This is a genomic window from Litoreibacter janthinus (genome assembly GCF_900111945.1).
GTDB lineage: Bacteria > Pseudomonadota > Alphaproteobacteria > Rhodobacterales > Rhodobacteraceae > Litoreibacter > Litoreibacter janthinus.
In genome coordinates this window covers 3,525,743-3,547,717 of record NZ_FOYO01000001.1, presented here as the reverse complement: position 1 = coordinate 3,547,717, position 21,975 = coordinate 3,525,743, and the positions used below count along the sequence as shown (strand labels likewise).

24 protein-coding genes are annotated in these 21,975 nt (G+C 56.3%); 12 read left to right on the top strand and 12 right to left on the bottom strand.

Annotated elements, in window-relative coordinates:
• The first annotated feature begins 10 nt into the window (after positions 1 to 10).
• The 8 genes from crcB to BM352_RS17790 all read left to right on the top strand — a co-directional run bounded on the left by crcB (position 11) and on the right by BM352_RS17790 (position 7,777).
• Complete coding sequence (gene crcB / locus BM352_RS17825; protein WP_090219647.1) at positions 11 to 388, top strand: fluoride efflux transporter CrcB; 378 nt, start codon at positions 11 to 13, stop codon at positions 386 to 388.
• The gene (locus BM352_RS17820; RefSeq protein ID WP_090219644.1) at positions 385 to 1,443 is read left to right on the top strand and encodes an RluA family pseudouridine synthase; all 1,059 of its coding nucleotides are present in this window, start codon (positions 385 to 387) and stop codon (positions 1,441 to 1,443) included. Before crcB ends, BM352_RS17820 begins: the two co-directional genes overlap by 4 nt.
• Entirely contained in the window at positions 1,431 to 2,114 is a 684-nt protein-coding gene (locus BM352_RS17815) for an HAD-IA family hydrolase (protein WP_090219641.1), read from the top strand. Before BM352_RS17820 ends, BM352_RS17815 begins: the two co-directional genes overlap by 13 nt.
• A complete protein-coding gene (locus tag BM352_RS17810) occupies positions 2,111 to 2,818 on the top strand; it encodes an ATP12 family chaperone protein (protein ID WP_090219638.1) in 708 nt (235 codons plus the stop codon). Before BM352_RS17815 ends, BM352_RS17810 begins: the two co-directional genes overlap by 4 nt.
• Before the next feature lie 243 nt (positions 2,819 to 3,061).
• Positions 3,062 to 4,078, top strand: a complete 1,017-nt coding sequence (locus BM352_RS17805) for an amino acid ABC transporter substrate-binding protein (protein ID WP_090219635.1) — start codon at positions 3,062 to 3,064, stop codon at positions 4,076 to 4,078.
• A gap of 142 nt (positions 4,079 to 4,220) precedes the next feature.
• Positions 4,221 to 5,438 (top strand): amino acid ABC transporter permease, encoded by a 1,218-nt coding sequence (locus tag BM352_RS17800; RefSeq protein ID WP_090219633.1) that lies wholly within the window; start codon positions 4,221 to 4,223, stop codon positions 5,436 to 5,438.
• 1 nt (position 5,439) lies between these two features.
• Positions 5,440 to 6,996, top strand: coding sequence for an amino acid ABC transporter permease (locus BM352_RS19185; protein WP_245781017.1), 1,557 nt, complete (start codon positions 5,440 to 5,442; stop codon positions 6,994 to 6,996).
• Between the two features lie 13 nt (positions 6,997 to 7,009).
• Positions 7,010 to 7,777 carry an amino acid ABC transporter ATP-binding protein gene (locus BM352_RS17790; RefSeq protein ID WP_090219629.1) on the top strand — a complete coding sequence of 256 codons (768 nt, stop codon included), beginning with the start codon at positions 7,010 to 7,012 and terminating at the stop codon, positions 7,775 to 7,777.
• A 70-nt stretch (positions 7,778 to 7,847) separates the two neighbouring features.
• Here the strand turns inward: BM352_RS17790 and BM352_RS17785 are convergent, their stop codons facing one another.
• From BM352_RS17785 to ttcA, 9 genes are all read right to left on the bottom strand, one after another.
• The gene (locus BM352_RS17785) at positions 7,848 to 8,360 is read right to left on the bottom strand and encodes a SixA phosphatase family protein (RefSeq protein ID WP_090219627.1); all 513 of its coding nucleotides are present in this window, start codon (positions 8,358 to 8,360) and stop codon (positions 7,848 to 7,850) included.
• Positions 8,357 to 9,019 carry a ferredoxin gene (locus BM352_RS17780; RefSeq protein WP_090219624.1) on the bottom strand — a complete coding sequence of 221 codons (663 nt, stop codon included), beginning with the start codon at positions 9,017 to 9,019 and terminating at the stop codon, positions 8,357 to 8,359. The genes BM352_RS17785 and BM352_RS17780 overlap by 4 nt, the downstream gene beginning before the upstream one ends.
• On the bottom strand, positions 9,016 to 9,810 hold the full coding sequence (locus tag BM352_RS17775) for a sterol desaturase family protein (protein ID WP_090219622.1): 795 nt from the start codon (positions 9,808 to 9,810) through the stop codon (positions 9,016 to 9,018). The genes BM352_RS17780 and BM352_RS17775 overlap by 4 nt, the downstream gene beginning before the upstream one ends.
• Positions 9,811 to 9,888: 78 nt before the next feature.
• Positions 9,889 to 10,758: an acetylglutamate kinase gene (argB, locus tag BM352_RS17770; protein WP_175500721.1), complete on the bottom strand. Its 870-nt coding sequence runs from the start codon at positions 10,756 to 10,758 to the stop codon at positions 9,889 to 9,891.
• Positions 10,759 to 10,830: 72 nt separating this feature from the next.
• Positions 10,831 to 11,484: a ribosome biogenesis GTP-binding protein YihA/YsxC gene (gene yihA, locus BM352_RS17765; protein ID WP_090219616.1), complete on the bottom strand. Its 654-nt coding sequence runs from the start codon at positions 11,482 to 11,484 to the stop codon at positions 10,831 to 10,833.
• Positions 11,481 to 12,224 carry an MOSC domain-containing protein gene (locus tag BM352_RS17760; protein WP_090219613.1) on the bottom strand — a complete coding sequence of 248 codons (744 nt, stop codon included), beginning with the start codon at positions 12,222 to 12,224 and terminating at the stop codon, positions 11,481 to 11,483. Before BM352_RS17760 ends, yihA begins: the two co-directional genes overlap by 4 nt.
• Entirely contained in the window at positions 12,221 to 14,047 is a 1,827-nt protein-coding gene (gene yidC, locus BM352_RS17755) for a membrane protein insertase YidC (RefSeq protein WP_090219611.1), read from the bottom strand. The genes BM352_RS17760 and yidC overlap by 4 nt, the downstream gene beginning before the upstream one ends.
• Before the next feature lie 118 nt (positions 14,048 to 14,165).
• Complete coding sequence (locus BM352_RS17750) at positions 14,166 to 15,689, bottom strand: bifunctional diguanylate cyclase/phosphodiesterase (RefSeq protein WP_090219606.1); 1,524 nt, start codon at positions 15,687 to 15,689, stop codon at positions 14,166 to 14,168.
• Positions 15,690 to 15,747: 58 nt separating this feature from the next.
• On the bottom strand, positions 15,748 to 16,638 hold the full coding sequence (ttcA, locus tag BM352_RS17745) for a tRNA 2-thiocytidine(32) synthetase TtcA (RefSeq protein ID WP_090219603.1): 891 nt from the start codon (positions 16,636 to 16,638) through the stop codon (positions 15,748 to 15,750).
• 87 nt (positions 16,639 to 16,725) lie between these two features.
• Here ttcA and BM352_RS17740 point away from each other — a divergent pair, with 87 nt between their 5' ends.
• Positions 16,726 to 17,253, top strand: a complete 528-nt coding sequence (locus BM352_RS17740; protein ID WP_090219600.1) for a DUF3833 domain-containing protein — start codon at positions 16,726 to 16,728, stop codon at positions 17,251 to 17,253.
• Between the two features lie 8 nt (positions 17,254 to 17,261).
• Here BM352_RS17740 and yidD read toward each other — a convergent pair whose 3' ends face one another.
• The 3 genes from yidD to rpmH are packed head-to-tail and all read right to left on the bottom strand — an operon-like array spanning position 17,262 to position 18,043.
• The gene (gene yidD, locus BM352_RS17735) at positions 17,262 to 17,483 is read right to left on the bottom strand and encodes a membrane protein insertion efficiency factor YidD (protein WP_090219597.1); all 222 of its coding nucleotides are present in this window, start codon (positions 17,481 to 17,483) and stop codon (positions 17,262 to 17,264) included.
• The gene (rnpA, locus tag BM352_RS17730) at positions 17,480 to 17,878 is read right to left on the bottom strand and encodes a ribonuclease P protein component (RefSeq protein WP_090219594.1); all 399 of its coding nucleotides are present in this window, start codon (positions 17,876 to 17,878) and stop codon (positions 17,480 to 17,482) included. Before rnpA ends, yidD begins: the two co-directional genes overlap by 4 nt.
• Before the next feature lie 27 nt (positions 17,879 to 17,905).
• A complete protein-coding gene (gene rpmH / locus BM352_RS17725; RefSeq protein WP_021101915.1) occupies positions 17,906 to 18,043 on the bottom strand; it encodes a 50S ribosomal protein L34 in 138 nt (45 codons plus the stop codon).
• A gap of 282 nt (positions 18,044 to 18,325) precedes the next feature.
• On the opposite strand from rpmH, the gene BM352_RS17720 reads away from it, so the two are divergent.
• Genes BM352_RS17720 through BM352_RS17710 form a run of 3 tightly spaced genes read left to right on the top strand, consistent with a single transcriptional unit; the run spans position 18,326 to position 21,901 of the window.
• A complete protein-coding gene (locus BM352_RS17720; RefSeq protein WP_425434562.1) occupies positions 18,326 to 19,051 on the top strand; it encodes a TVP38/TMEM64 family protein in 726 nt (241 codons plus the stop codon).
• A 3-nt stretch (positions 19,052 to 19,054) separates the two neighbouring features.
• Positions 19,055 to 20,473: a dihydrolipoyl dehydrogenase family protein gene (locus BM352_RS17715; RefSeq protein ID WP_090219589.1), complete on the top strand. Its 1,419-nt coding sequence runs from the start codon at positions 19,055 to 19,057 to the stop codon at positions 20,471 to 20,473.
• Between the two features lie 24 nt (positions 20,474 to 20,497).
• Positions 20,498 to 21,901, top strand: a complete 1,404-nt coding sequence (locus tag BM352_RS17710) for a sensor histidine kinase (protein WP_090219587.1) — start codon at positions 20,498 to 20,500, stop codon at positions 21,899 to 21,901.
• Positions 21,902 to 21,975: the final 74 nt, after the last annotated feature.

Sequence of the window (21,975 nt, the reverse complement as noted above, 5' to 3'; positions counted from 1 at the left end):
GAGAACGCGCATGTTTTATACCACTTTACAGGTTGCCCTTGGCGGGGCCATTGGGGCTGCGTTGCGGTTCTTGGTCGGCGTTGGCATTTTCAAGCTGACTGGGCCGGGGTTCCCGCTGGCGATCCTGACGGTCAATATCGTTGGCAGCTTTGTCATGGGGGTGTTTGTGGTGTTCGCAGCCAAGACGTCGAATACGCATCTTAGCCCCTTCGTAATGACCGGTATCTTGGGCGGATTCACCACGTTTTCTGCCTTTTCCCTTGAGGCATATACCCTATTTGAGCGTGGCCAGACGGGCGCTGCCGGTCTATACGTGCTGGCTTCCGTAATCCTGTCCATCGCCGGACTGATCGCAGGCGTGATGATCGCCAGAGGACTATTCGCATGAGCAAGGTTCAGACCCTTAGAGTTGGCCCCGACGAGGCAGAGCAGCGGCTGGACCGCTGGTTCCGCAAGCAATTCCCGCATGTACCGCAAGGGCGGATCGAGAAGATGTGCCGCAAGGGCGAAATTCGCGTCGATGGCGGTCGGGTGAAATCGAACACCCGTGTGGGACCGGGGCAGGAAGTGCGCATTCCACCGCTGCCGACCGAAGAGGACATGGAGGCGCAAACGCGTATGCCGCATGTCTCCAAGGCGGATGCGGAGATGATCCGCGGCTGCGTGATCTACAAGGACGACCACATCATTGCGCTAAACAAGCCGCCGGGGCTGGCGGTGCAAGGCGGATCGAAGACAACTCGCCATGTTGATGGCATGGCGGCTGCGTTGAGCTTTGATCGCCATGACACGCCAAAGCTAGTCCACCGATTGGATAAAGATACTTCTGGTGTTTTGGTTCTGGCGCGCACGCCTGCGATGGCGACGGCTCTCACGGCGGCCTTCCGGCACCACGGCACCCGCAAGATCTACTGGGCGATGGTTGCTGGCGTGCCGTATCCGAAAATCGGGACGATCAAATACGGACTGGTGAAGGCTCCGGGCCACGGCAAAGGGGGCGAGGGTGAGAAAATGCACTGCGTCCACCCGAATGAGGTCGCGAACACACCCGGCGCAAAAAGAGCGCAGACAGATTACGCGACACTCTGTTTTTTGGGGCAACGTGCCTCGTGGATGGCGCTTGTGCCCGTGACGGGCCGGACGCATCAGTTGCGCGCGCACATGGCGGAGATGGGTCACCCGATTGTGGGCGACGGCAAATACGGTGGTTCGGGGCAGGAAAACATGGGCGACGGCTGGGGCTCGCAACTGGGTGACGAGATCAGCAAAAAGCTGCACCTGCACGCGCGTTCGCTGGAATTTGAGCATCCTGTAACCGGGAAGATGATAACGCTGAAGGCAGAGTTGCCAGATCATATGAAGCGCACTTGGGATTTTCTGGGTTGGGCCGAAAGCGACGTGCCAAACGACCCCTTCGATGCGGATGAGAAATGGCAGAGCTGAAGCTGGTCGTCTTTGACGTCGACGGAACTTTGGTAGACAGCCAAGACGATATCGTTTCGGCCATGACTGCGACCTTCGAAGCGATCGAGGAACCGGTGCCGACGCGCAGCGAAATCTTGGGCATTGTTGGACTGTCGCTGCATTCGGCGTTCGAGAAGTTGTCGCCGGCGCTCTACCAACTGCATGGGGACGCGCTGGTGGACGGGTATAAATCCTCCTTCATGACCTCCAGAAAGCTGCGCGATAGCACCAAAAGCAGCCCGCTTTATCCCGGTGGACTTGATGCAATCAGGCGCCTTCATGCACAAGACAATGTCTTGCTGGGTATCGCCACTGGCAAGTCGCGCAGGGGATTGGATCACTTGCTGGACGCTCATGATTTGCGCGGGTATTTCGTTACGACACAGGTAGCGGATGACCACCCCTCAAAGCCGCATCCTTCAATGTTGGAGCGCTGCATGTACGATGCTGGCGTAGAAGCTGCGCACGCTGTGATGATCGGCGATACCAGCTACGACATGGACATGGCCGCCAATGCCGCGATGGCGTCAGTCGGGGTCAGCTGGGGTTACCACGCGCCAGAGATTTTGAGGACGCGCGCGACAGCGCTCATTGATACTTACGCGGATTTGGACGCCGCATTGAGCAACATCTGGAGAGAGACACCATGAGCGAATGGGCCGCAAAACGCTTCTGGAAAGAGACGACCGCTGATGAGGTCGAGGGCGGGTATGCTGTCCATCTGGACGGTCGTCCGGTTCGCACGCCATTAAAGACACCGTTAATTGTGCCGACTCTGAAGATGGCGGAAGCCATGCGCGAGGAATGGGACTCCCAAGGCGAGAAAATCGATCCGTTTTCTATGCCTGTGACCCGTGCGGCGAACGCGGCATTGGACAAGGTTGCAGTACAGCATCCAGAGGTCGTCGATATGCTTGCGGCCTATGGGGATAGCGACCTTTTATGTTACCGTGCTGAGAGTCCGGAAGAGCTGGTGGCAAAGCAGGCAGAGGGGTGGGATCCATTGGTTGATTGGTCTGCCACAGAGTTGGGTGCGCCTCTCCAGTTGCGAACCGGGATTATGCATCTACCGCAGGACCCAAAGACGCTGTCGACTTTGCATGGGCATGTCTCGGGGTTGGATGCGTTTCGACTAACGGCCTTCCATGATCTGGTGGCGATCACCGGCTCTCTTATTCTGGCATTGGCCGTGACGCGTGGCCGGTTGGATTCGAGACAGGCTTGGGACCTGAGCCGAATCGATGAGGAATGGCAGATTGCCCAATGGGGTGCCGATGACGAGGCAGAAGCGCACGCTAAACTCAAAAAGCGGGACTTAATGCGCTCCGAGGCGTTTTTTCTCCTTTGTGCATGAGTTAGGGCCGTTTGGGTCGTATCGCGATGCTTTGTTGGACTTTTTGCGAAAAAGCCCTGATTTTCTTAAGAAATGTGATGCTTTACCAAGCGTTAATCTAGCAAAGTGCCTTGACGTCCAAGGCGCGATTTGGCCTTATTCACGCTCACCAACGGGGTATATCTCCCGTTTGTATCGCTCCCGGCCTTCACTCGGTCGGAAAAACCATCCCGCAAAGGGGTGGACCATCAGGAAGAGGTAAACATGAAAAAATCCGTTTTTCTTGGCGCCCTGACCGTTGCCGGCATCATTGCTGGCGGCGCATCGGCAGCCACGCTTGACGAAGTTAAAGCACGCGGCAAGCTGAACTGCGGTGTGACAACTGGCGTTCCAGGCTTTGCTGAGCCAGACGCATCCGGCGTATGGCAAGGTTTCGACGTGGCTGTTTGCCGCGCCGTAGCGGCTGCAGTCCTGGGTGACGGCAATGCTGTAGAATTCGTTCCAACAACCGGCAAAACACGCTTCACCGCGCTGGCTTCCGGCGAGATCGACATGCTGGCACGTAACACCACATGGACTTTCTCCCGTGACGTCGACCTGAAGTTCGAATTCACTGGCGTTAACTACTATGACGGCCAAGGCTTCATGGTTCCAAAAGAGCTGGGCGTTGCTTCCGCGAAAGATCTGGACGGTGCTACCGTCTGTATCCAAACGGGTACCACCACAGAGCTGAACTTGGCGGATTTCTTCCGTGCAAACGGCATCTCTTATGAGCCAGTTCCAATCGAAACCGGTGCAGAAGCTGTTCAGCAATATATTGCTGGAGCTTGCGACGTTTACACCACTGACGCATCCGCACTGGCTGCTCAGCGCGCAAACTTCGAAGATCCATCGGCACATGTTCTGCTGCCAGAAATCGTATCCAAAGAGCCTCTGGGCCCGCTGGTACGTCATGGCGACAACGAATGGGCTGACATCGTCCGTTGGACACTGAACGCACTGATCACAGCTGAAGAGCTGGGCGTGACTTCTGTGAACCTCGAAGAGCTGTCTGCTGGTACCGAGAACCCAGAAATCAACCGTCTGCTGGGCACCGAAGGTGACCTTGGCGGTATGCTGGGTCTGGACGCTGGCTGGGCGAAAGCTGCGATCGGCGTCGCTGGTAACTACGGCGAAATCTTCGAGCAAAACATCGGCGCTGCGACCCCAATCGGTCTGGCCCGTGGCTTGAACGCACAATGGACCGACGGCGGCCTGATCTACTCGCCACCGTTCCGGTAAACACACTAGGGAAAAGGGCGCGGTCAACACCGCGCCCTTTTCCTATCTTTTGACTACAGACCAACCAAAAAAGAGCTGGCAGCGCCGCACGCGCAAATGACGTGCAAATCATAAGCGCCAGCCAAAACAGGGAACGTCCCAGATGACGACATTAGCCGACCCCCACAAGGAGTCGTTCCGGCCGTCGATGCTGTTGAACGATACGCGCTACCGCTCTCTTACATTTCAGTTTATTGCGCTCGTAGCCATCATTGCCACGATGGCTTTCATCGGTGGCAACCTCGTGCGCAACCTAGCCGAGGCCGGGTTGAACATATCTTATGAATTCCTTGGCGCGCAGGCTGGATACGACATCAACCAGCGCCCGATTTCGTATGACAGCCAAGACACGCATGGTCGCGCCGCGATGGTCGGGCTGCTCAATACGCTGATTGTTGCGTTTCTGGGCTGTATCACCGCCACAGTGATTGGCGTGATCGCAGGTGTTTTGCGTCTCTCGCCGAATTGGCTTGTTCGCAAGATCATGTCCTTTTACGTGGAAATCTTCCGCAACGTGCCAGTGCTAATCTGGATCCTGATCATCTTCTCCATCATGATCAACGCGGCGCCTGCGCCCCGTGATTTCCGTGGAGACAGCCCGACCGCAACCATGTGGTTCTTTGACAGCATCGCCATTACAAACCGCGGTGCATATGGGCCCAAGCCCGTATTGGGTGACGGGTCTTGGATGGTCATCACCGTTTTCATCGCGTCGATTGTCGGTATGTTCTTGTTCCGTCGCTATGCGCGTAAACAGCTTTTCGACCATGGCAGATTGATCCCTGTCTTCTGGCCGTCGCTGGCAATTCTGTTCGTTCCTGCAATTCTGGCTCAGCTCGTGCTCGGCGGCCCGATCTCGCTGGAATACCCAGAGCTTAAGGGCTTCAACTTCCGCGGGGGTGTCACCGTACTCGGGTCGCTTATAGCGTTGTGGTTCGCGCTATCGATCTATACCGGGGCCTTTATCGCCGAGAACGTTCGGGCCGGCATTTTGGCTATCTCTAAAGGGCAGACTGAGGCCGCCGCAGCACTAGGTTTGCGCCCGGGTCGGATCATGAACCTTGTGGTTCTGCCTCAAGCGCTGCGGGTCATCATCCCGCCACTGATTTCGCAGTATCTGAACATCACCAAGAACTCGTCCTTGGCGATTGCAGTGGGCTACATGGACCTGACTGGTACACTCGGCGGCATCACGCTGCTGCAAACAGGGCGCGCGATTGAGGCGGTTCTCTTGCTGATGCTGTTCTATCTCATCATTTCGCTATCGATCTCGTTCCTCATGAACATTTACAACAACTCTATGAAGCTGAAGGAGCGCTGAGATGTCGGATACGCACGCTCAAACCGTCGCCTTCGTTCGCGAAACCGCAATCCCGCCTTCGCCACCGCCTGTGTCCGAAGCTGGTGCCATCAAATGGGTTCGGGAGAACCTGTTCTCCGGTATCTTCAACACAGTCCTGACCTTGGTCGCACTTTATGTCGTGGTCCGGTTCGCAGTCTTTGTTTTCCCTTGGTTCTACAATGGCGTTTGGGAAGCGGGCAGCCGTAAGGAATGTATCGACATTCTGCGCGAAGCCGGCAAAGGAACCGGTGCCTGCTTCGCAGTTCTGGTTGATCGTTGGGATCACTTGGTCTTTGGGTTCAAATATCCGCCTGACGGTTACTGGCGCATTCTGGTAGCGTTCTTGCTGCTGATCGTTGCGGTTGCACCGGCTTTGTTCAGCAATCTGCCGCGCAAGATGCTGTTGTTTACGGCGATCTACCCGTTCTTGGCCTTCTGGCTGATTTGGGGCGGTTCTCTCTGGATGCCGCTTACTATCTTGGGTCTGGTGATTGCGACAATGTTCGTTTTCCGCCTGATTTCGGCGCAGATCCCTGTGAATGTCAGGCAGATCATTTCTGCTATCATCGGGGTGATCTGTGGGGCTGGTTTGACCTATCTGCTGTTCATCGGCGCCAAAGAACTGGTGTTCATCGCCAACTCCGTCGGGACAGAAGGTTTGATCGCGACCGTTGCTTATGGTGTTTTCTGGCTCATGGCGATCTTTGCGGGCGTGTTCTGCATACCCATGGGCATGTTTGTTGGCTACGCAATCTACAACAGCTACGAGGATGGTGGTCTGGTTTCAATCGTGGCCTCGCTGTTGTTTGGATATCTGGCATTCACATATCTCTTGGGCCCGATCTGGATGGCTTTGAATGCCGTCGTTCCGATTGAACTTCAAGCAGTTGCCTCGCGTGATATGGGGGGCTTCATGCTCAACATGCTGCTGGGAACGATCTGCGTGTCGCTATCGATCCCGCTGGGCATCTTGCTGGCCCTTGGCCGTCAGTCCCCTATGCCGCTGATCAAAGGCGTCTGCGTCGTGTTCATCGAGTTCATCCGTGGCGTGCCGCTGATTACCTTGTTGTTCGTGGCAAACGTGATGCTGGCTTACTTCTTGCCGCCAAGTTCGAACTTCGACTTGATCCTGCGCGTTATTATCATGATCACGATGTTCTCTTCGGCCTACATTGCCGAGGTGATCCGGGGTGGTCTCGCTGCTTTGCCAAAAGGGCAATACGAAGCAGCAGACAGCCTTGGTCTAGACTATGGCCAAGCGACGCGCCTGATCATTCTGCCACAAGCGCTGAAGATTTCGATCCCAGGCATCGTGAATGTGGCGGTGGGGCTGTTCAAGGACACCACGCTTGTCTCAATCATTTCGATGTTCGACCTAGTGGGGATGATCCGCGGCCCGATCCAAAACTCGACCGAGTGGACCAGCGTTTACTGGGAAGTATACGGCTTCGGTGCCCTGCTCTTCTTCGTCGTCTGCTACTCGATCTCGCAATATTCCCAGTGGCTTGAGCGTCAGCTCAACACCAGCCATCACTAAGGAGACCTGAACTATGAATCAAACATCTCAAATGACGGTCTCGGACGAAGTCGCGATCGAGATTACCAATATGAACAAGTGGTATGGCACGTTCCACGTGCTGCGCGACATTGATCTTACGGTGCAACGTGGGGAACGGATCGTGATCTGCGGGCCGTCAGGCTCGGGTAAGTCCACACTGATCCGTTGCATCAACGCGTTGGAAGAGCACCAGAAGGGCAAGATCGTTGTAGACGGCACCGTGCTATCCTCTGACCTGAAGAACATCGACAAGATCCGGTCGGAAGTTGGCATGTGTTTCCAGCACTTCAACTTGTTCCCACATCTGACCATTCTGGAGAACTGCACGCTGGCCCCGATCTGGGTGCGTAAAACGCCCAAGAAGGAAGCCGAAGAAACGGCAATGCACTTCCTTGAGAAGGTGAAGATTCCGGAGCAGGCTGACAAGTATCCGGGTCAGCTTTCTGGCGGTCAGCAACAGCGTGTGGCCATCGCGCGCTCGCTCTGCATGAAGCCGCGCATCATGTTGTTCGATGAACCAACCTCGGCGCTTGATCCGGAAATGATCAAAGAGGTGCTCGATACCATGATCGAGTTGGCGGAGGAGGGCATGACTATGCTTTGCGTAACCCACGAAATGGGCTTCGCCCGTCAGGTCGCCAATCGCGTTATCTTCATGGATGCGGGCCAGATCGTGGAGCAGAATGAGCCGGAAGAGTTCTTTAACAACCCGAAATCCGAGCGGACCCAGTTGTTCCTAAGCCAGATCCTCGGCCACTAAGCTTATTTACATCAGGCAAGAAAAAGGCCCCGAGTTTCTTCGGGGCCTTTTTTCGTTAAGCGCTGTTGGATTAGGCGATATTGAGTTCTTTCAGTTCGCGCGGGACGATGAACTGAATGACCCGAGCCATTCCGTATTTCAGGTCTGCCCAATCATCGACCGGGACCTCGGCTATCAGCGTGGCGGTTGTGGGGTAGACTCCGAAACGGTCATGGACCGGCCGTACATCCACGATAAGGGATGCCAGAGCGGCAATGCCTGGGTTGTGACCCACGATCATTAGGTCGCCCTTGGGTGCGCGCTGTATGCGGGCCAGAACGGTGTCTGGCGACGCGTGATAGAGACCTTCATCCAATGTCAGGCTGGGCGCGCCGCCCATTGAGGCAATCATTACCTCGGCGGTCTCGCGTGCGCGCGCCGCGTCAGACGAGATCACCTGAGACGGCACGTGGCGGCGACCCTCAATCCATTTGCCCATCCGCTGAGCTGCTGACTGGCCCCTTTCGTTCAAAGGTCGGTCATGGTCATCCAGCGAAAGATCGTCCCAGCTGGATTTGGCGTGGCGGGTGAGGATGAGTTTCAAGTAGTGGCCCCCTTATGGAATATCGACATGTGATATGCCGACTGTTCTTCCACCCTGCCATAGCTTTGTGACACCGGGCAAGCGCGGCGCACGTTGCATCCTTGTGATAGGTGCGAACGGCCTTCTTTGGTGTCGAGAAAGGCGTGGCATTTGGGAACGTCATACCCTTCGCGGGTCAGCGCGGCAGAGGGGCAAGCCGATAAGCAGGGCTTATCCGCGCAGCTATCGCATGGTTTGGGCGGTGCGGGCGGTAGCTCCAATCGCTCTGGTAGCGCCAGCGCGCCGCGATAAGACGCCATTAACCCTGCTTGCGCGTGCACTAGGAGGGAAACAGGGCTTTGCCATGCGTGGCCGGACGCGAGCGCCCAACGAAAAAATGGCTGATAAGGCGGACCACCGAACGGGAAAAGTGCCGTAGCACCAATTTGCTCGGCCAGCGCAGAGATCACGCGGACCGACCAACGATCGATTGGGTCGGGCTCATTGTCCAGCCATTCAGGGCTTTGAGTGAAGCCAGCCCAAAACCCAGGTTCGCGCGGGCCTAGAAGCACAAGGGTGCCGCATCCAACAGGAGCAATATCTTCCTGAGCAGGGTGGAACGCCCCTAGAATATCCAAATGCACCGTTCTACACGCGGCTTTTAAATCCGCGAGCGTCACTTGTTTTTGAAGGGCAGGGCAAGAGACCAGCCGAGTTTTGACGGTCGTTCATCCTGCCAACGCAGACCGATCTTCATCTCGTCGTGGCCCTCGGCGGGTTGGGCAATATAAGTGCGGAATATGCGGTCCCAGATCGACAGAGAGAACCCGTAATTGCTGTCATGTTCGGAGCGATGGACCGAATGGTGGACGCGGTGCATGTCGGGCGTCACCAGAACCGTCCGCACAATCGCATCCAGCCAGAGTGGCAGCTTGATGTTGGCGTGGTTGAACATCGCTGTGCCGTTCAGGATAATCTCGAACAAGATCACTGCGAGACCTGCTGGGCCCATCACATAGACAATGCCGATCTTCAGCATCATCGACAAAGCGATCTCGACCGGGTGAAAACGTATAGCCGTGGTAACATCAATGTCGACATCAGCGTGATGCACCTGATGTAGGCGCCACAACAATGGTACTTTATGTGTGATCAAGTGTTGCGCCCAGATGGCGAAATCCAAGATCAAAACGGCTAGAACAACCTCGACCCATAAGGGCCAGTCGACCGCATTGAAGAACCCCCAACCTTTGTCAGCCGCGTCATAGGCGGCCCCGACCGCGAGCAACGGGAGGAAAATCGCCAGCGCTCGCAGCGTCACCGTATCAATGATGATGATGGCCCAGTTTGTGAACCAGCGGGACTTGCGGGTCTGGGTTCGGTCACGACGTGGAGCCAACGCTTCCATTGCTGCGAACAGGGCAAATAGCCCGGCGAATACCGCAAGGCGGATGAGAGCTTCATTTTCCATATCGCACAATCTACGTGAGCGGCGCAGTCTGGCAAGTGGCGCGGTGCCGCAGCATAGGCACAACTGCGTGATAGGGCGTTAGCTGTCCTGACGGATCATGGAGCCCGCACCATGTGGCGTGAAGAGTTCCAGCAGACACGCATTGGGCGCGCGCCCGTCCAGAATGACAGCTGCCCGTACGCCGCCATCAAGGGCGGCCAAAGCGGTCTCTGTTTTAGGGATCATGCCACCTGCAATGATCCCGTCCTCTGTCAGCTTACGGATGTAGGATGCAGTCAGCTCCGTCACGACCTCCCCCGACGCATCTTTGACGCCCGCCACGTCTGTCAGCAGCAACAGGCGGTCGGCTTTCAGCGCGGCGGCAATGGCACCCGCTGCTGTGTCGCCGTTAATGTTGAACGTCTCGCCATTGTCACCAAAGCCGAGAGGGGCGATAACAGGGATTATCTCCGCCTCGAAGAGCTGGCGCAGAACGTCTGGTTTCACTTCGACGGGATCACCCACAAAACCGAGCTCTGGATGAGACGCCTCGCACCGGATCATCCCGGCGTCTTTGCCCGACAGGCCGACACCGCGACCGCCTTGGCGGTTGATCGCTTGAACAATGCGCTTGTTGACCGAGCCGGACAGCACCATCTCAACGACCTCTACGGTGGCGGCATCGGTGACGCGCTTACCGTTCACGAAATCGGACTTAACACCCAGTCGCGCAAGCATGTCGTTAATCATCGGGCCGCCGCCGTGCACGATCACTGGATTGACCCCAACTTGCTGCATCAACACAACGTCACGCGCAAACAGGTCCATGGCTTCGTCGCTGCCCATCGCGTGACCACCAAGCTTGATCACCACAATCGCGCCGTCATACCGCTGCAGGTACGGCAGGGCGGCCGACAAGGTTTGCGCGGTTTCAATCCAGTTGCTGTTCATAGCGGTCTGCTTTTTCATGATGAGCCGGTCAGTTGCGGGTTTCAAAGGGTTTATCGTCTGGCATCGCTGCTGCCAAGCACCGCATGGCTACTAGACCAGCGTGCCAATGATATGGCGCAGCGTGGGGATGCCGATGCCTTTCTCAGACGAGGTCAAAACGATCTCGGGAAACGCGGCGGGGTGCTTTTGCAACGCGGTGCTGACTTGGGTGATGACTTTGTCTAGCTCGCCCTTTTTCAGCTTGTCCGTTTTGGTCAGCACCACTTGGAACGTCACAGCGGATTTGTTCAAAAGCGATAGGATTTCTTCATCCACGGGCTTAACCCCGTGACGTGAATCGATCAGAACAAAGGCACGGCGCAGAGTTTGACGACCCGATAGGTAGGCCTTCAAAAGGCGTTGCCATTTTTGCACGATGGCCACAGGGGCTTCGGCAAAGCCGTAGCCGGGCAAGTCGACAAGGTAGTGGCTTTCGGCGAGCGTGAAAAAGTTGATTTCCTGCGTCCGGCCGGGCGTGTTTGACGTCCTGGCCAAGGCTTTTCGCCCCGTCAATGCGTTGATCAGGCTGGACTTTCCCACGTTGGAGCGCCCTGCAAAGCAGACCTCCAAGCGGTCGGCAGGCGGCATCCCATCCATTGCGACGACGCCTTTTAGAAAGTCGGTTTCGCCCGCGAATAGCACGCGGCCATTCTCGCCCTCTTCAGGCGTCGGCTCTTCTGCGATCTGGAAAGTAAAATTGGTCATACAAGCTCTGCTTTGTCGCCGATGCGTATCGTACCGGGTGTTTTGACCGACGCGTAGATACCAAAATCTTGATGGCCCCAGGATTTGAGCGCGGCCAACGTGTCAGCGTCACGCTCGCCGGTGTCAGGGTTTGCAGTGGTGGCAAGGCATCGGGTGATGCGTTCCTTGATGGAGAACTCAACTTCGCCGATGCGTAGGGTTTTCCCCAGCCATTCAAATTCTTCCCAAGCCTCAAGCCCGTCAAGCCAGAGGTTCGCGCGCCAGCGCTTTTGAGACAGAGATTGACCAACTTGCGAGGCAACTGCTTGGTGGCTGGCGGAATTGGCGATTGAGATCGAAGGGAACGGAGTATCTGTCATGCCCCGTCCCGCAACTCGCACGACGCGTGCCGACTGGGCGCGATCTTCGGGCATAAGCGCGCGAGTCCATTCGATCAACTGCGCTGCTTCCCGCTCCGGGTGGAGTGTGACCGTTGGAAGATCTGGATGGGAGAACGTGACAGTTTCGCTTTCTTCATCCAGCGAACAATTTATGGCCATCAGTTTCGGTGCTTTTGACCCCCGAGAGAAATTCGCGCAGGGGCCCCATTCGGTGCCGTCTATTCTTGCGCCTTCGTGGGCCACAGCCCAAGTGCGATCCCAGGGCATGGTTTGACCTGCCTCAAGGGCCACTTCAGGCAGCGCTTCCCGCCCATGTGATTTGACGGGATGCCGCCATATATGGGCGAGGGTCACTGTCATTTTTTGTCACTCGCAGGCTTTTTCGTTCGCTTGAAGCCAGAGAGGATATTGCCGAACACATCGGGCTTATATCCTTGGCTCCGCATAATTGTGTATTGCTGCGTGAAGGTGATGACGTTGTTGGCAATCCAGTAGATAACCAGGCCGGAGGCAAAGCTTCCCAGCATGAACATGAACACCCAAGGCATCCACGCGAAAATCATCGCCTGAGTTGCGTCAGTGGGCGCTGGATTCAGTTTTTGCTGAAGCCACATCGAAATACCGAGGATGATTGGCAATACGCCTAGCGACAGGATGTAGAAGATAGATCCGGGCTCTGGCGTTGCGTAAGGAAGCGCACCGAACAGGTTCAGTATTGACGATGGATCCGGCGCAGACAGGTCGCGAATCCAACCGATCCATGGTGCGTGGCGCAGTTCGATCGTATTGAAGATCACCTTATAGAGCGAAAAGAAGATCGGAATCTGGAGTAGGATCGGTAAACAACCTGCAGCAGGGTTCACCTTCTCCTTTTTGTATAGCTCCATCATTTCTTGCTGAAGCTTCTGGCGGTCGTCGCCGGCCTTCTCTTTGATCTTCTCCATCTGCGGCTGGAGTTCTTTCATCTTCGCCATCGAGACATAGGATTTGTAAGCAAGCGGGAAGAGCAGAGCTTTGATCAGCAATGTCAGGGCGATGATCGACCAGCCCATGTTGCCGATGATGTTGTTGAGCCAGTGCAGCACGGCAAAGATTGGCTTGGTCAGGAAGAAGAACCAACCCCAATCGATGCTGTCAATGAAACGGTCAACGCCGCTGGCCTCGTAGGCCTTGATTTCTTCCCATTCCTTTGCACCTGCAAACAGACGCGTCGTGACTTCAGCGGTTGCACCTGCGGCGATATCGACGGGCTGAAGGCGGGCTTCAGTTTGATAAATGTCCGCACCGGGCACGTATTTCACGACCGAAGTGAATGGTGTTTGGTTTTCAGGGATGAGTGTGGTCATCCAGTATTTGTCAGCAAACCCAACCCAGCCGGTTTCGGCTACAGTCGTCACTTCCGCATTTGCAGCTTCGCGTGCAATTGTGGGGAAGTCTGGCATGTCGTCATAGTCGATTTCGCTTAGTACGCCGTCGGCCATGACCACAACGCCCTCATGGGCGATGAAGAACTGCTGGATGTCAGGCTCGCCGTGCCGTGCCACGATGCCATAGGGCTGGATGCGTTGCGCCGTGCCGGTCGCGTTTTCGACTTTCTGGGTCACGGTGAACATGAAATGTTCGTCGACTGAGAAGACGCGGCTGAAGATGAGCCCTGCGCCATTGTCCCATGTCAGGGTGACCGGGCTGCCAGGGGCTAGTGTCTCGCCCTCGGCCAGCGTCCATTGGGTGTTTGCACCAGGCACCTGATCGTAGGTGAGCGCGCCGGACGGAGCCCATCCGTAAAGAGCGTAGTAAGCCTGTTCCGTGCCGACGGGAGACAGAAGCGTCACATTGTCGGAATCGGCATCGAGAGTTTCGCGATAAGTCGATAGAGACAGATCATCAAGGCGGCCGCCGGTAAGAGAGATGGAGCCAGTCAGGCGAGGCGTTTCGATTTTCAACCGCGTGTTCGCAGCCAATGTCGTCGCGCGTGTCTGAGCGATGGAGACCGGCGCCGGTGCAGGGGCAATCGTGGCCGCGCTGGGCGGAAGCACCGCTGAGCCGTCCGATTGCGTTGTCGCGGTCGGTGTCGCATTTGGGTCGACTGCGACCTCTTCCGGAGGGAACATGAAGAACCAGACCAGGATCACCAAAAAGCTGAGCGCAGTTGCAAGAATAAGGTTCTTGTTTTGATCGTCCATTACGGGGCCGCCACCTGTCATTTTTAAGTCAGGCTGGTTCAACAGGCTGGGGACCGAAAGGTCAAGCGGTATTGGACATTTCGACGTGTTTGACCACTTTCGGACGCGGCTTCATAGGCTATCGTCGCAGTTTGCTCTCACGTGGGAAGTAGCTTGCCTTTGATGCCGCGGATGTATGCTCTTGAAGCCACAGGAGCGTTTGCTCGAACGGCATTGGGCGCGCGATTGCGTATCCTTGCATGTGGGTGCATCCGAGTTGTGAAAGAATGCTCTTCTCTCCGATTGTCTCCACGCCTTCCGCCACGGTGTCGATTTCCATTTGCTCAGCCATGCTGATGATGGCGTTGATCATGCGTTGCTGCTCAGGGTCTTCGTCAGCGCGGGTAATGAATGACCGGTCGATTTTGATTCTGTCGACAGCAAAACGCCGGATATTGGACAGTGACGCGTGCCCGGTCCCAAAGTCATCGAGGTCAATGCGATAACCTTGGTCACCCAAAGCTCTGATATTGCGAGTTATAATGTCATCGTCGTGCTCGGACACCACAGTTTCCAAGATCTCGACCGTCAAGCGGGCAGGGTCAATCTCAAAGCGGTCGACGTCCCATTTGATCCGCTCGATCAAGCTGGGGTTTCGCAGGTCTTCCGTGGCAAAGTTCACTGCGACAGAGGGAATTTTATGCCCCGCAACATCCCATGCCCGTATCGCGCGCAGGGCGTGTTGCAGCATGGTTTCGCTCAAGAGTTCCATTGCGTGCGCGGTTTCTAGAGCAGGTAGAAACTCCGCGGGGGAAAGGACGCCTCGTGTCGGGTGGCTCCAGCGTGCGAGCGCTTCGAACCCGCTGACAAGTCCTGTGTCTGTCGACAATTGTGGTTGGAACCATGCAACGATCTGCCCGTCCTGCAAAGCGCGCAAGACGGCTTGGACATGAGCATCGGGCTTCTTGAAGTGAGGCGTCGTTTTCGCGGAGTATCCGCGCGAGCTTTCGACGCCTTGGGACTTTGCGTCCAAAAGCGCGAGATAGGACGCCTCAATCAGCGCCGCTGCGGAGTTGTCCGCGGCGCGCCCCTCAAGGCAAAAGCCTGCGCTGAGCGTGACATAGGCGTTGGCGCTGTCAATACGGACTGCGGGGCGTGCCGCAGTCTGCAGGCGGTCAATCAAGGAGATGACCGCACCGAGTTCTGGCACGCGAATAGAGGGCAGGGAAATGGCCAGGCGACTTTCAGACAACTGAACAATGATGTCGCTGTTGCGAAGCATCGAACACAATCTGTCGGCAATTGCGGACACTATTGTCTCAAGGCCTTCGACGCCCCATGTGTCTCGTACAACATCAATTTCGTCGAGTTCCAGCATCACAACAGCGCAACGATGTGTGCCGTTTGATTGCGTAAGGGCTGTTTCCACGGCGCTGGTGAACTCGGCTTCGCCCCCTGCGCGCAGTCGTGTATTTTCTGGAGCCGTTTGGGGCAGGCGGAAGCCGGACAGTAAAACAGGAATGGCAATGCAAGCGATCACAAGAATCTGCCAATGCCCAGTCGCATAGGACAGCCCAGCCAATATTGGAAGAAATGCCAAGCCGATCCGTTTCGCGGAGCCGGATCCTGTCAGTTGCGCCGCCCACACCCCTAGCTTTTTCATTGTTGACCCTTTCGCATTCGAACTGGGTCAGCACTAGGTCGGGACCATTGTCAGTGCATTAATCGTCTGGCAGCAAGTTTGGCGGGTTTTGCTCAAATTTTATTGGGTCTCGGGTCAGACCAGCAAAGTCGAACAGGCTAGGGTCCAAGAGGTGGGAAGGGTTCGTGTTTGTCAGCGCACGGAACATCTTCTGTCTGCGGCCGGGTGATTTTTGTTCCCAAACATCAAGCATTTGTTTGATGTTCTGCCGCTGAAGCCCGTCTTGCGAGCCGCACAGATCACAAGGAATGATCGGGTAGTTCATATTGCGGGCAAAACGCTCGCAATCGGCTTCGGACACATAGGCCAACGGGCGGTAGACGAAGACGTCCCCTTCTTCATTCAGCAGCTTTGGGGGCATCGCTGACAGCCGAGAGCCGTGAAAGAGGTTCAGAAAGAACGTCTCTAGAATGTCGTCGCGATGATGACCCAACACGACGGCGGAACACCCTTCCTCGCGGGCAATGCGATACAGGTTTCCGCGACGCAGTCGCGAACATAGAGCGCAATACGTGCGACCAGCAGGCACCTTATCCTTCACGATGGAGTATGTGTCTTGATACTCAATGCGATGGGGGACGCCCATTTTTTCAAGAAATTCGGGCAAAACGGTCGCCGGAAAATTTGGCTGCCCTTGGTCGAGATTGCAGGCCAATATTTCTACAGGCAGTAAGCCGCGCCACTGCAACTCCGTCAGTGCTGCAAGCAGGGTGTAGCTGTCCTTCCCGCCTGAGAGGCAGACAAGCCATTTTGCGCCTCGCTCGATCATGCCGAAATCATCAATCGCTTGGCGCGTGTCGCGAACGATCCGCTTGCGCAGCTTTTTGAACTCGGTGGTCGAGGGCGCGCCGTGAAACAGCGCGTGGATGTCGTCAATCGCTTCAGTGGGGGTGTCAGGTTTGTCCAGCATGGCCGCGTGTATAGGGCGAGTGCGACGTCAAAGGAAGATACATCTGATCCGCACCGCAAAGCGTATCCTTCTAAAAGGAGATCGCTAATGAGATATGCCGTTCTTGCCTTGGCGCTAGTTCTTGGTGCCTGCACGGGAAAGCCGTCGTTCGAGGATTCGAGCCTCAGCACCCTCGAGTTGAACCTTGAAGAGTACTTCGTCGGGGACCTGCGCGCTTACGGACAGTTTCAGGATATTTTTGGAACCGTGCGACGGCAGTTTGTGGTAGACATCAAGGGGACATGGGATGGTGCAGTTTTGCGTCTTGTCGAGGATTTTACCTACGAAGATGGTTCGACCGAGCAACGCATTTGGTCGTTGACCAAGACTGGCCCTGATTCATGGCGGGGCACCGCGCCCGGTGTGATCGGGGAGGCCACTGGCGAGGAACAGGGTGATCGATTCAACTGGCGTTACACGATTGATTTGCCAGTTGGCGACGGAGCGACCACACGCGTCAGCTTTGACGATTGGATGTGGCTTCAGGACGATGGTCGACTTTTGAACCGCGCCTACATGAAGCGCTTCGGCGTCGATGTCGGAGACGTTACGATCAGCTTCGAGAAGCGGCGTTGACCGCCAGTTCAATCAGGGACGTCGTCCACGCCCATGCCACCCCAAGGGTTGCAGCGCGCAATGCGCCGCGCGGCGAGGCATGATCCTTTGATCCCGCCATGCTTTTTCAATGCTTCCAGGGCGTAAGCGGAGCAGGTTGGGTCATAGCGGCAATTATGCCCTACCCAAGGGCTAAACACAGCGCGATACCCGCGCACGGGGAGGGCGCATATCCATGCGAGGGGCGTCATGCGTGGACCTTCGCCACAGCGCGCGTGAGGTCGGCGACAAGCTGTTCGAAGCTGCGGGAAACGGTCTCGTTCGGGCGACCTACCAAAACATAGTCCCACCCTTGCTTGGCGTGCGCGCCCAGAACTAAGCGCGCGACTTCACGCAAGCGGCGCTTGGCGCGGTTGCGGATGACTGCATTGCCGATTTTCTTGGAGCAGGTGTAGCCGACACGCGGCGCTTCTTGGTCTTCCCGAGCGCGGGCTTGCAAAAGAAATCCGGGCTGGCCAGAGCGTTTGGCGCGAGCGGCCCGCAGGAAGTCAGCGCGTTTGCGCATAACCTCCAGACAAACGGAAGCCGCCGGTGGCACATCCGCGACCGGGACGTCTTGTCCTGTCACGTGGGCCTCCGGCGGCATCTAGGTCAAAAAAGGAGAAGGAGGCGCTTACGCGCTCAGCTTCGCCCGGCCTTTCGCGCGACGCGCGTTCAGGATTTTACGGCCAGCTTTGGTTGCCATGCGCGCACGGAAGCCGTGGCGGTGCTTGCGAACCAAGTTCGACGGTTGGAATGTACGTTTGCTCATGAGCGAGGCTCCTGCGGATCGAGGACAAATCCAAGAAGGATTCGAACCCATATGTGTTCAGAGCCTGCGTCATAGACAGCCCTGCGTTCTGCGTCAACGGGCAAACCCGCCCATTTTTGCAACAATTCTCCCGCGACTTGTAACCTACGCCATGTGAAAGGGCTATAGGGCGCGTATTTCCATCACCGCTGATCAAGCAAGCGTGAGTGGTGGTATCCTATTCACTGATTTTCGCCCATCAACGTGGCAACTTACACTTCAGGATTCCAATAAATGGCGGATATGATGACCAACCCAGAAAAATCGGCCTTTCAGAAGAAGCTGCCGATCCTCTTGATTGTCGCCGTAGCGTTGATCGGGGCGTTTACCTTGCGTGACTACCTGAGCTTTGACGCCCTGCGTGACAATCGCGAGGCGTTGATCGCCTTTCGGGATGCGAACTATCTTGTGGCCGTGTTGGGGTTTATTGCCATCTATGTGGTGATTGTCGCATTTTCCTTGCCGGGGGCTGCGATTGCGACGCTGACGGGCGGCTTCTTGTTCGCGACCTTTCCGGGGTTTCTCTATAATATTATCGGCGCAACCATCGGGGCGACGGCCATTTTTTCTGCGGCACGCATGGGGTTCGGCGACAAACTCGCGGCCAAGATGGAGAGCGGCGACGGGATGGTCAAAAAGATCAAGGACGGCATCGACGAGAACCAGTGGTCCGTCCTGTTCTTGATCCGCCTCGTGCCAGCTGTTCCATTCTTCGTGGCCAACCTTGTTCCAGCTTTGGTCAACGTGCCCTTGCGACGTTTCGTAATCTCAACCTTTTTCGGAATCATTCCGGGCTCAATTGTCTACACATCTGTCGGTGCGGGTCTTGGCGAAGTGTTTGAGCGTGGCGAGACGCCAAATCTTGGCGTCATTTTCGAGCCTCACATTCTGTTCCCAATTCTTGGCCTTTGCGCACTTGCTCTGCTGCCGATCATTCTTAAGGCCGTGCGCGGAAAAGAAGGTATCTGACCCATGAAAAAGATCAAAACTGACCTGTTGGTTATTGGCGCAGGTTCTGGCGGATTGTCGGTTGCAGCGGGTGCGGTCCAAATGGGGGCAAAGGTGGTTTTGCTGGAAGACCATAAGATGGGCGGGGATTGTCTGAACTATGGGTGTGTACCCTCCAAAGCGCTGATTGCAGCAGGCAAGCAGGCCTACACCGTGCGCAATGGCTCGAAATTCGGTATCGCTGATATGGAGCCGCAAGTTGATTACGCGGCCGCCAAGGATCACGTGAACAACGTTATTGCGACAATTGCACCTGTGGATAGCGAAGAGCGCTTCGAAGGCATGGGCGTCACAGTTATCCGTGAGCGCGGGAGATTCACCGGTAAGACAACCGTCCAGGCAGGCGATACCGAGATTTCAGCGCGTCGCATTGTTGTGTCGACCGGTTCGTCGCCTTTCGTTCCACCTATTCCGGGGCTGGAGAATGTGCCTTACCTGACCAATGAAAGTTTGTGGGATCTGCGAGATTTGCCGGAGCATTTGCTCATCGTAGGCGGCGGCCCTATCGGGATCGAGATGGCGCAGGCGCATTTGCGGCTCGGCTCTAAGGTCACGGTGATTGAGGGCGATAAGGCCATGAACAAGGATGACCCAGAGTTGGCCGCTATCGTCCTCGACCGGATGCGCGAGGAGGGCATGGTCATCGAAGAGAACGCATTGGCGGAAGAAATCACCGGAACTGCAGGCAATATTGAAGTGAAGGCAAAAGATGGCCGTATTTTCAAAGGCTCCCATCTGCTGATGGCAGTAGGTCGCGCGGCAAACGTCAACGATCTTGACCTAGAAAAAGCGGGCATCGAATATTCCCGTCGCGGTATCGATGTTGATGCATCGATGAAGACGAGCAACAAAAAGGTCTATGCCATCGGGGATGTCGCGGGGCAGCTGCAGTTTACGCATGTTGCCGGATATCACGCAGGCGTCGTGATCCGCTCCATCCTGTTTGGATTGCCCTCCAAAGCGAAGCAAGACCACATCCCTTGGGCGACCTACACGGACCCCGAATTGGCGCAGGTTGGCCTGACCGAGGCGCAAGCGCGTGAGGAATACGGAGACAAGGCAGAGGTCTACCGCTTCCCGTTCCACGAAAACGACCGCGCCATTGCCGAGGGTAAAACCACGGGATTGATTAAAGTGATGGTTATGAAGGGGCGCCCCGTCGGGGCCTCGATCGTTGGGGCGAGTGCGGGCGATTTGATCGGTGTTTGGGCCTTGGCCATTGCGAACAACATGAAGATGAGCCAAATCGCCGCTATGGTTGCGCCATATCCGACGCTTGGAGAGGTTAACAAACGCGCCGCAGGTGCCTATTTCTCGCCAAGGCTATTTGAAAGCGATATGGTGAAGAAAGTTGTTGGTTTTGTGCAAAAATTTCTGCCTTAAAATGCGCCCGTGGGAGGCAATCGGTTGATTAATTCGCTCTCAGGTCGGTTTCTTTTGCTCACGATCATTTTTGTGATGATCGCTGAGGTGCTGATCTTTGTCCCTTCGGTGGCGCGGTTCAGGCAGGACTACCTGCTTGCAGGTCTTGAAAGGTCGCAGATTGCCTCGCTTTCGGTCCTCGCGTCGCAGGATCAAAGCATTTCTTCCAGCTTGGCACAGGAATTGTTGGATAATGCCGGCGTTTATAACGTCGTTTTGCGGCGTGACGCGGCCAGCCAGTTGGTGCTGTCCTCCCCAGTTCCCGGCCCTGTGACCACAATGGTTGATCTACGAGACCCATCGGCAATTTACCTGATGGTTGGTGCTTTGAAGCAGCTATTTGATGCGCCGGAGGGCGTCATCCGCGTGTTCGGCTCTCCGACGCAAGCAGCAGGCTCAATGATCGAAGTCGCGATGCCACAGGCGCCCTTGCGCGCTGCGATGATCGACTACGGATTGCGAGTTCTGGCACTATCTGCGGTAATTTCGATCATTTCGGCCGCATTGCTGTTCTTGGCTGTGCGCCGCTTCATGGTGCGCCCGATCAAGCGGGTGGTTCATTCGATGGAGGCTTATGCACAGGCCCCTGAGGATGCGCGTAGGGTGATCAAACCCACATCGACTATCACCGAGCTGCGCGCCGCCGAGGATACGTTGGCGGAGCTGCAAACACGTCTGACGGGGTCGCTCAAGCAAAAGGAGCGGCTGGCGCAGCTGGGTGGGGCCGTTGCTAAGATCAGCCATGACTTACGCAACATTCTGACCACAGCGACTTTGTTGGCCGACCGCATGGAGCGCTCGGAAGATCCTGCGGTGCAACGCTCCGCGCCCAAGCTGGTGAATTCACTAAGCCGTGCCGTGAATTTATGTGAAGGCACGTTGGCCTTTGGTCGCGTTGATGAGGCGCCCCCGAAACTGGCTATGACTCAGGTGCATGAAATCGCCGAAGACGTTATGAAAAGCGAGCAATTGTCTGCATCCGACACTGTCAGTTTCGAGAATGAAGTGCCGTCTCAACTGATGGTGCGCTGTGATGGAGAGCAGCTTTACCGTATTCTGGGGAACTTAGTGCGCAACGCGCATCAGGCGCTGGAGGCGTCGGGCAAACCGGGGCAGATAAAGATCAAGGGCAGCGAGGATGTCGATGGATGGCATTTGACCGTTTCTGACTCCGGGCCGGGGTTGCCACCTAGAGCGAGAGAGAACCTTTTCACGGCCTTTGAAGGTGGCGTGCGAAAGGGGGGGACAGGACTTGGGTTGGCGATTTCGGCAGAGCTTGCACGCGGGCATGGCGGATCACTCACGCTGGTGCGCTCTGACGAGCAGGGCACAGAGTTCAGGCTACACCTTCCCAAAGAAAACGCATTGTTCGGAAATGCTGCTGAATAAGCCAGCTTTCGCGATATCTCCCCAGACTCGACAATAAATTGCCAGTTTTTGCTGCGAGCTTTCCTTGAGATTTT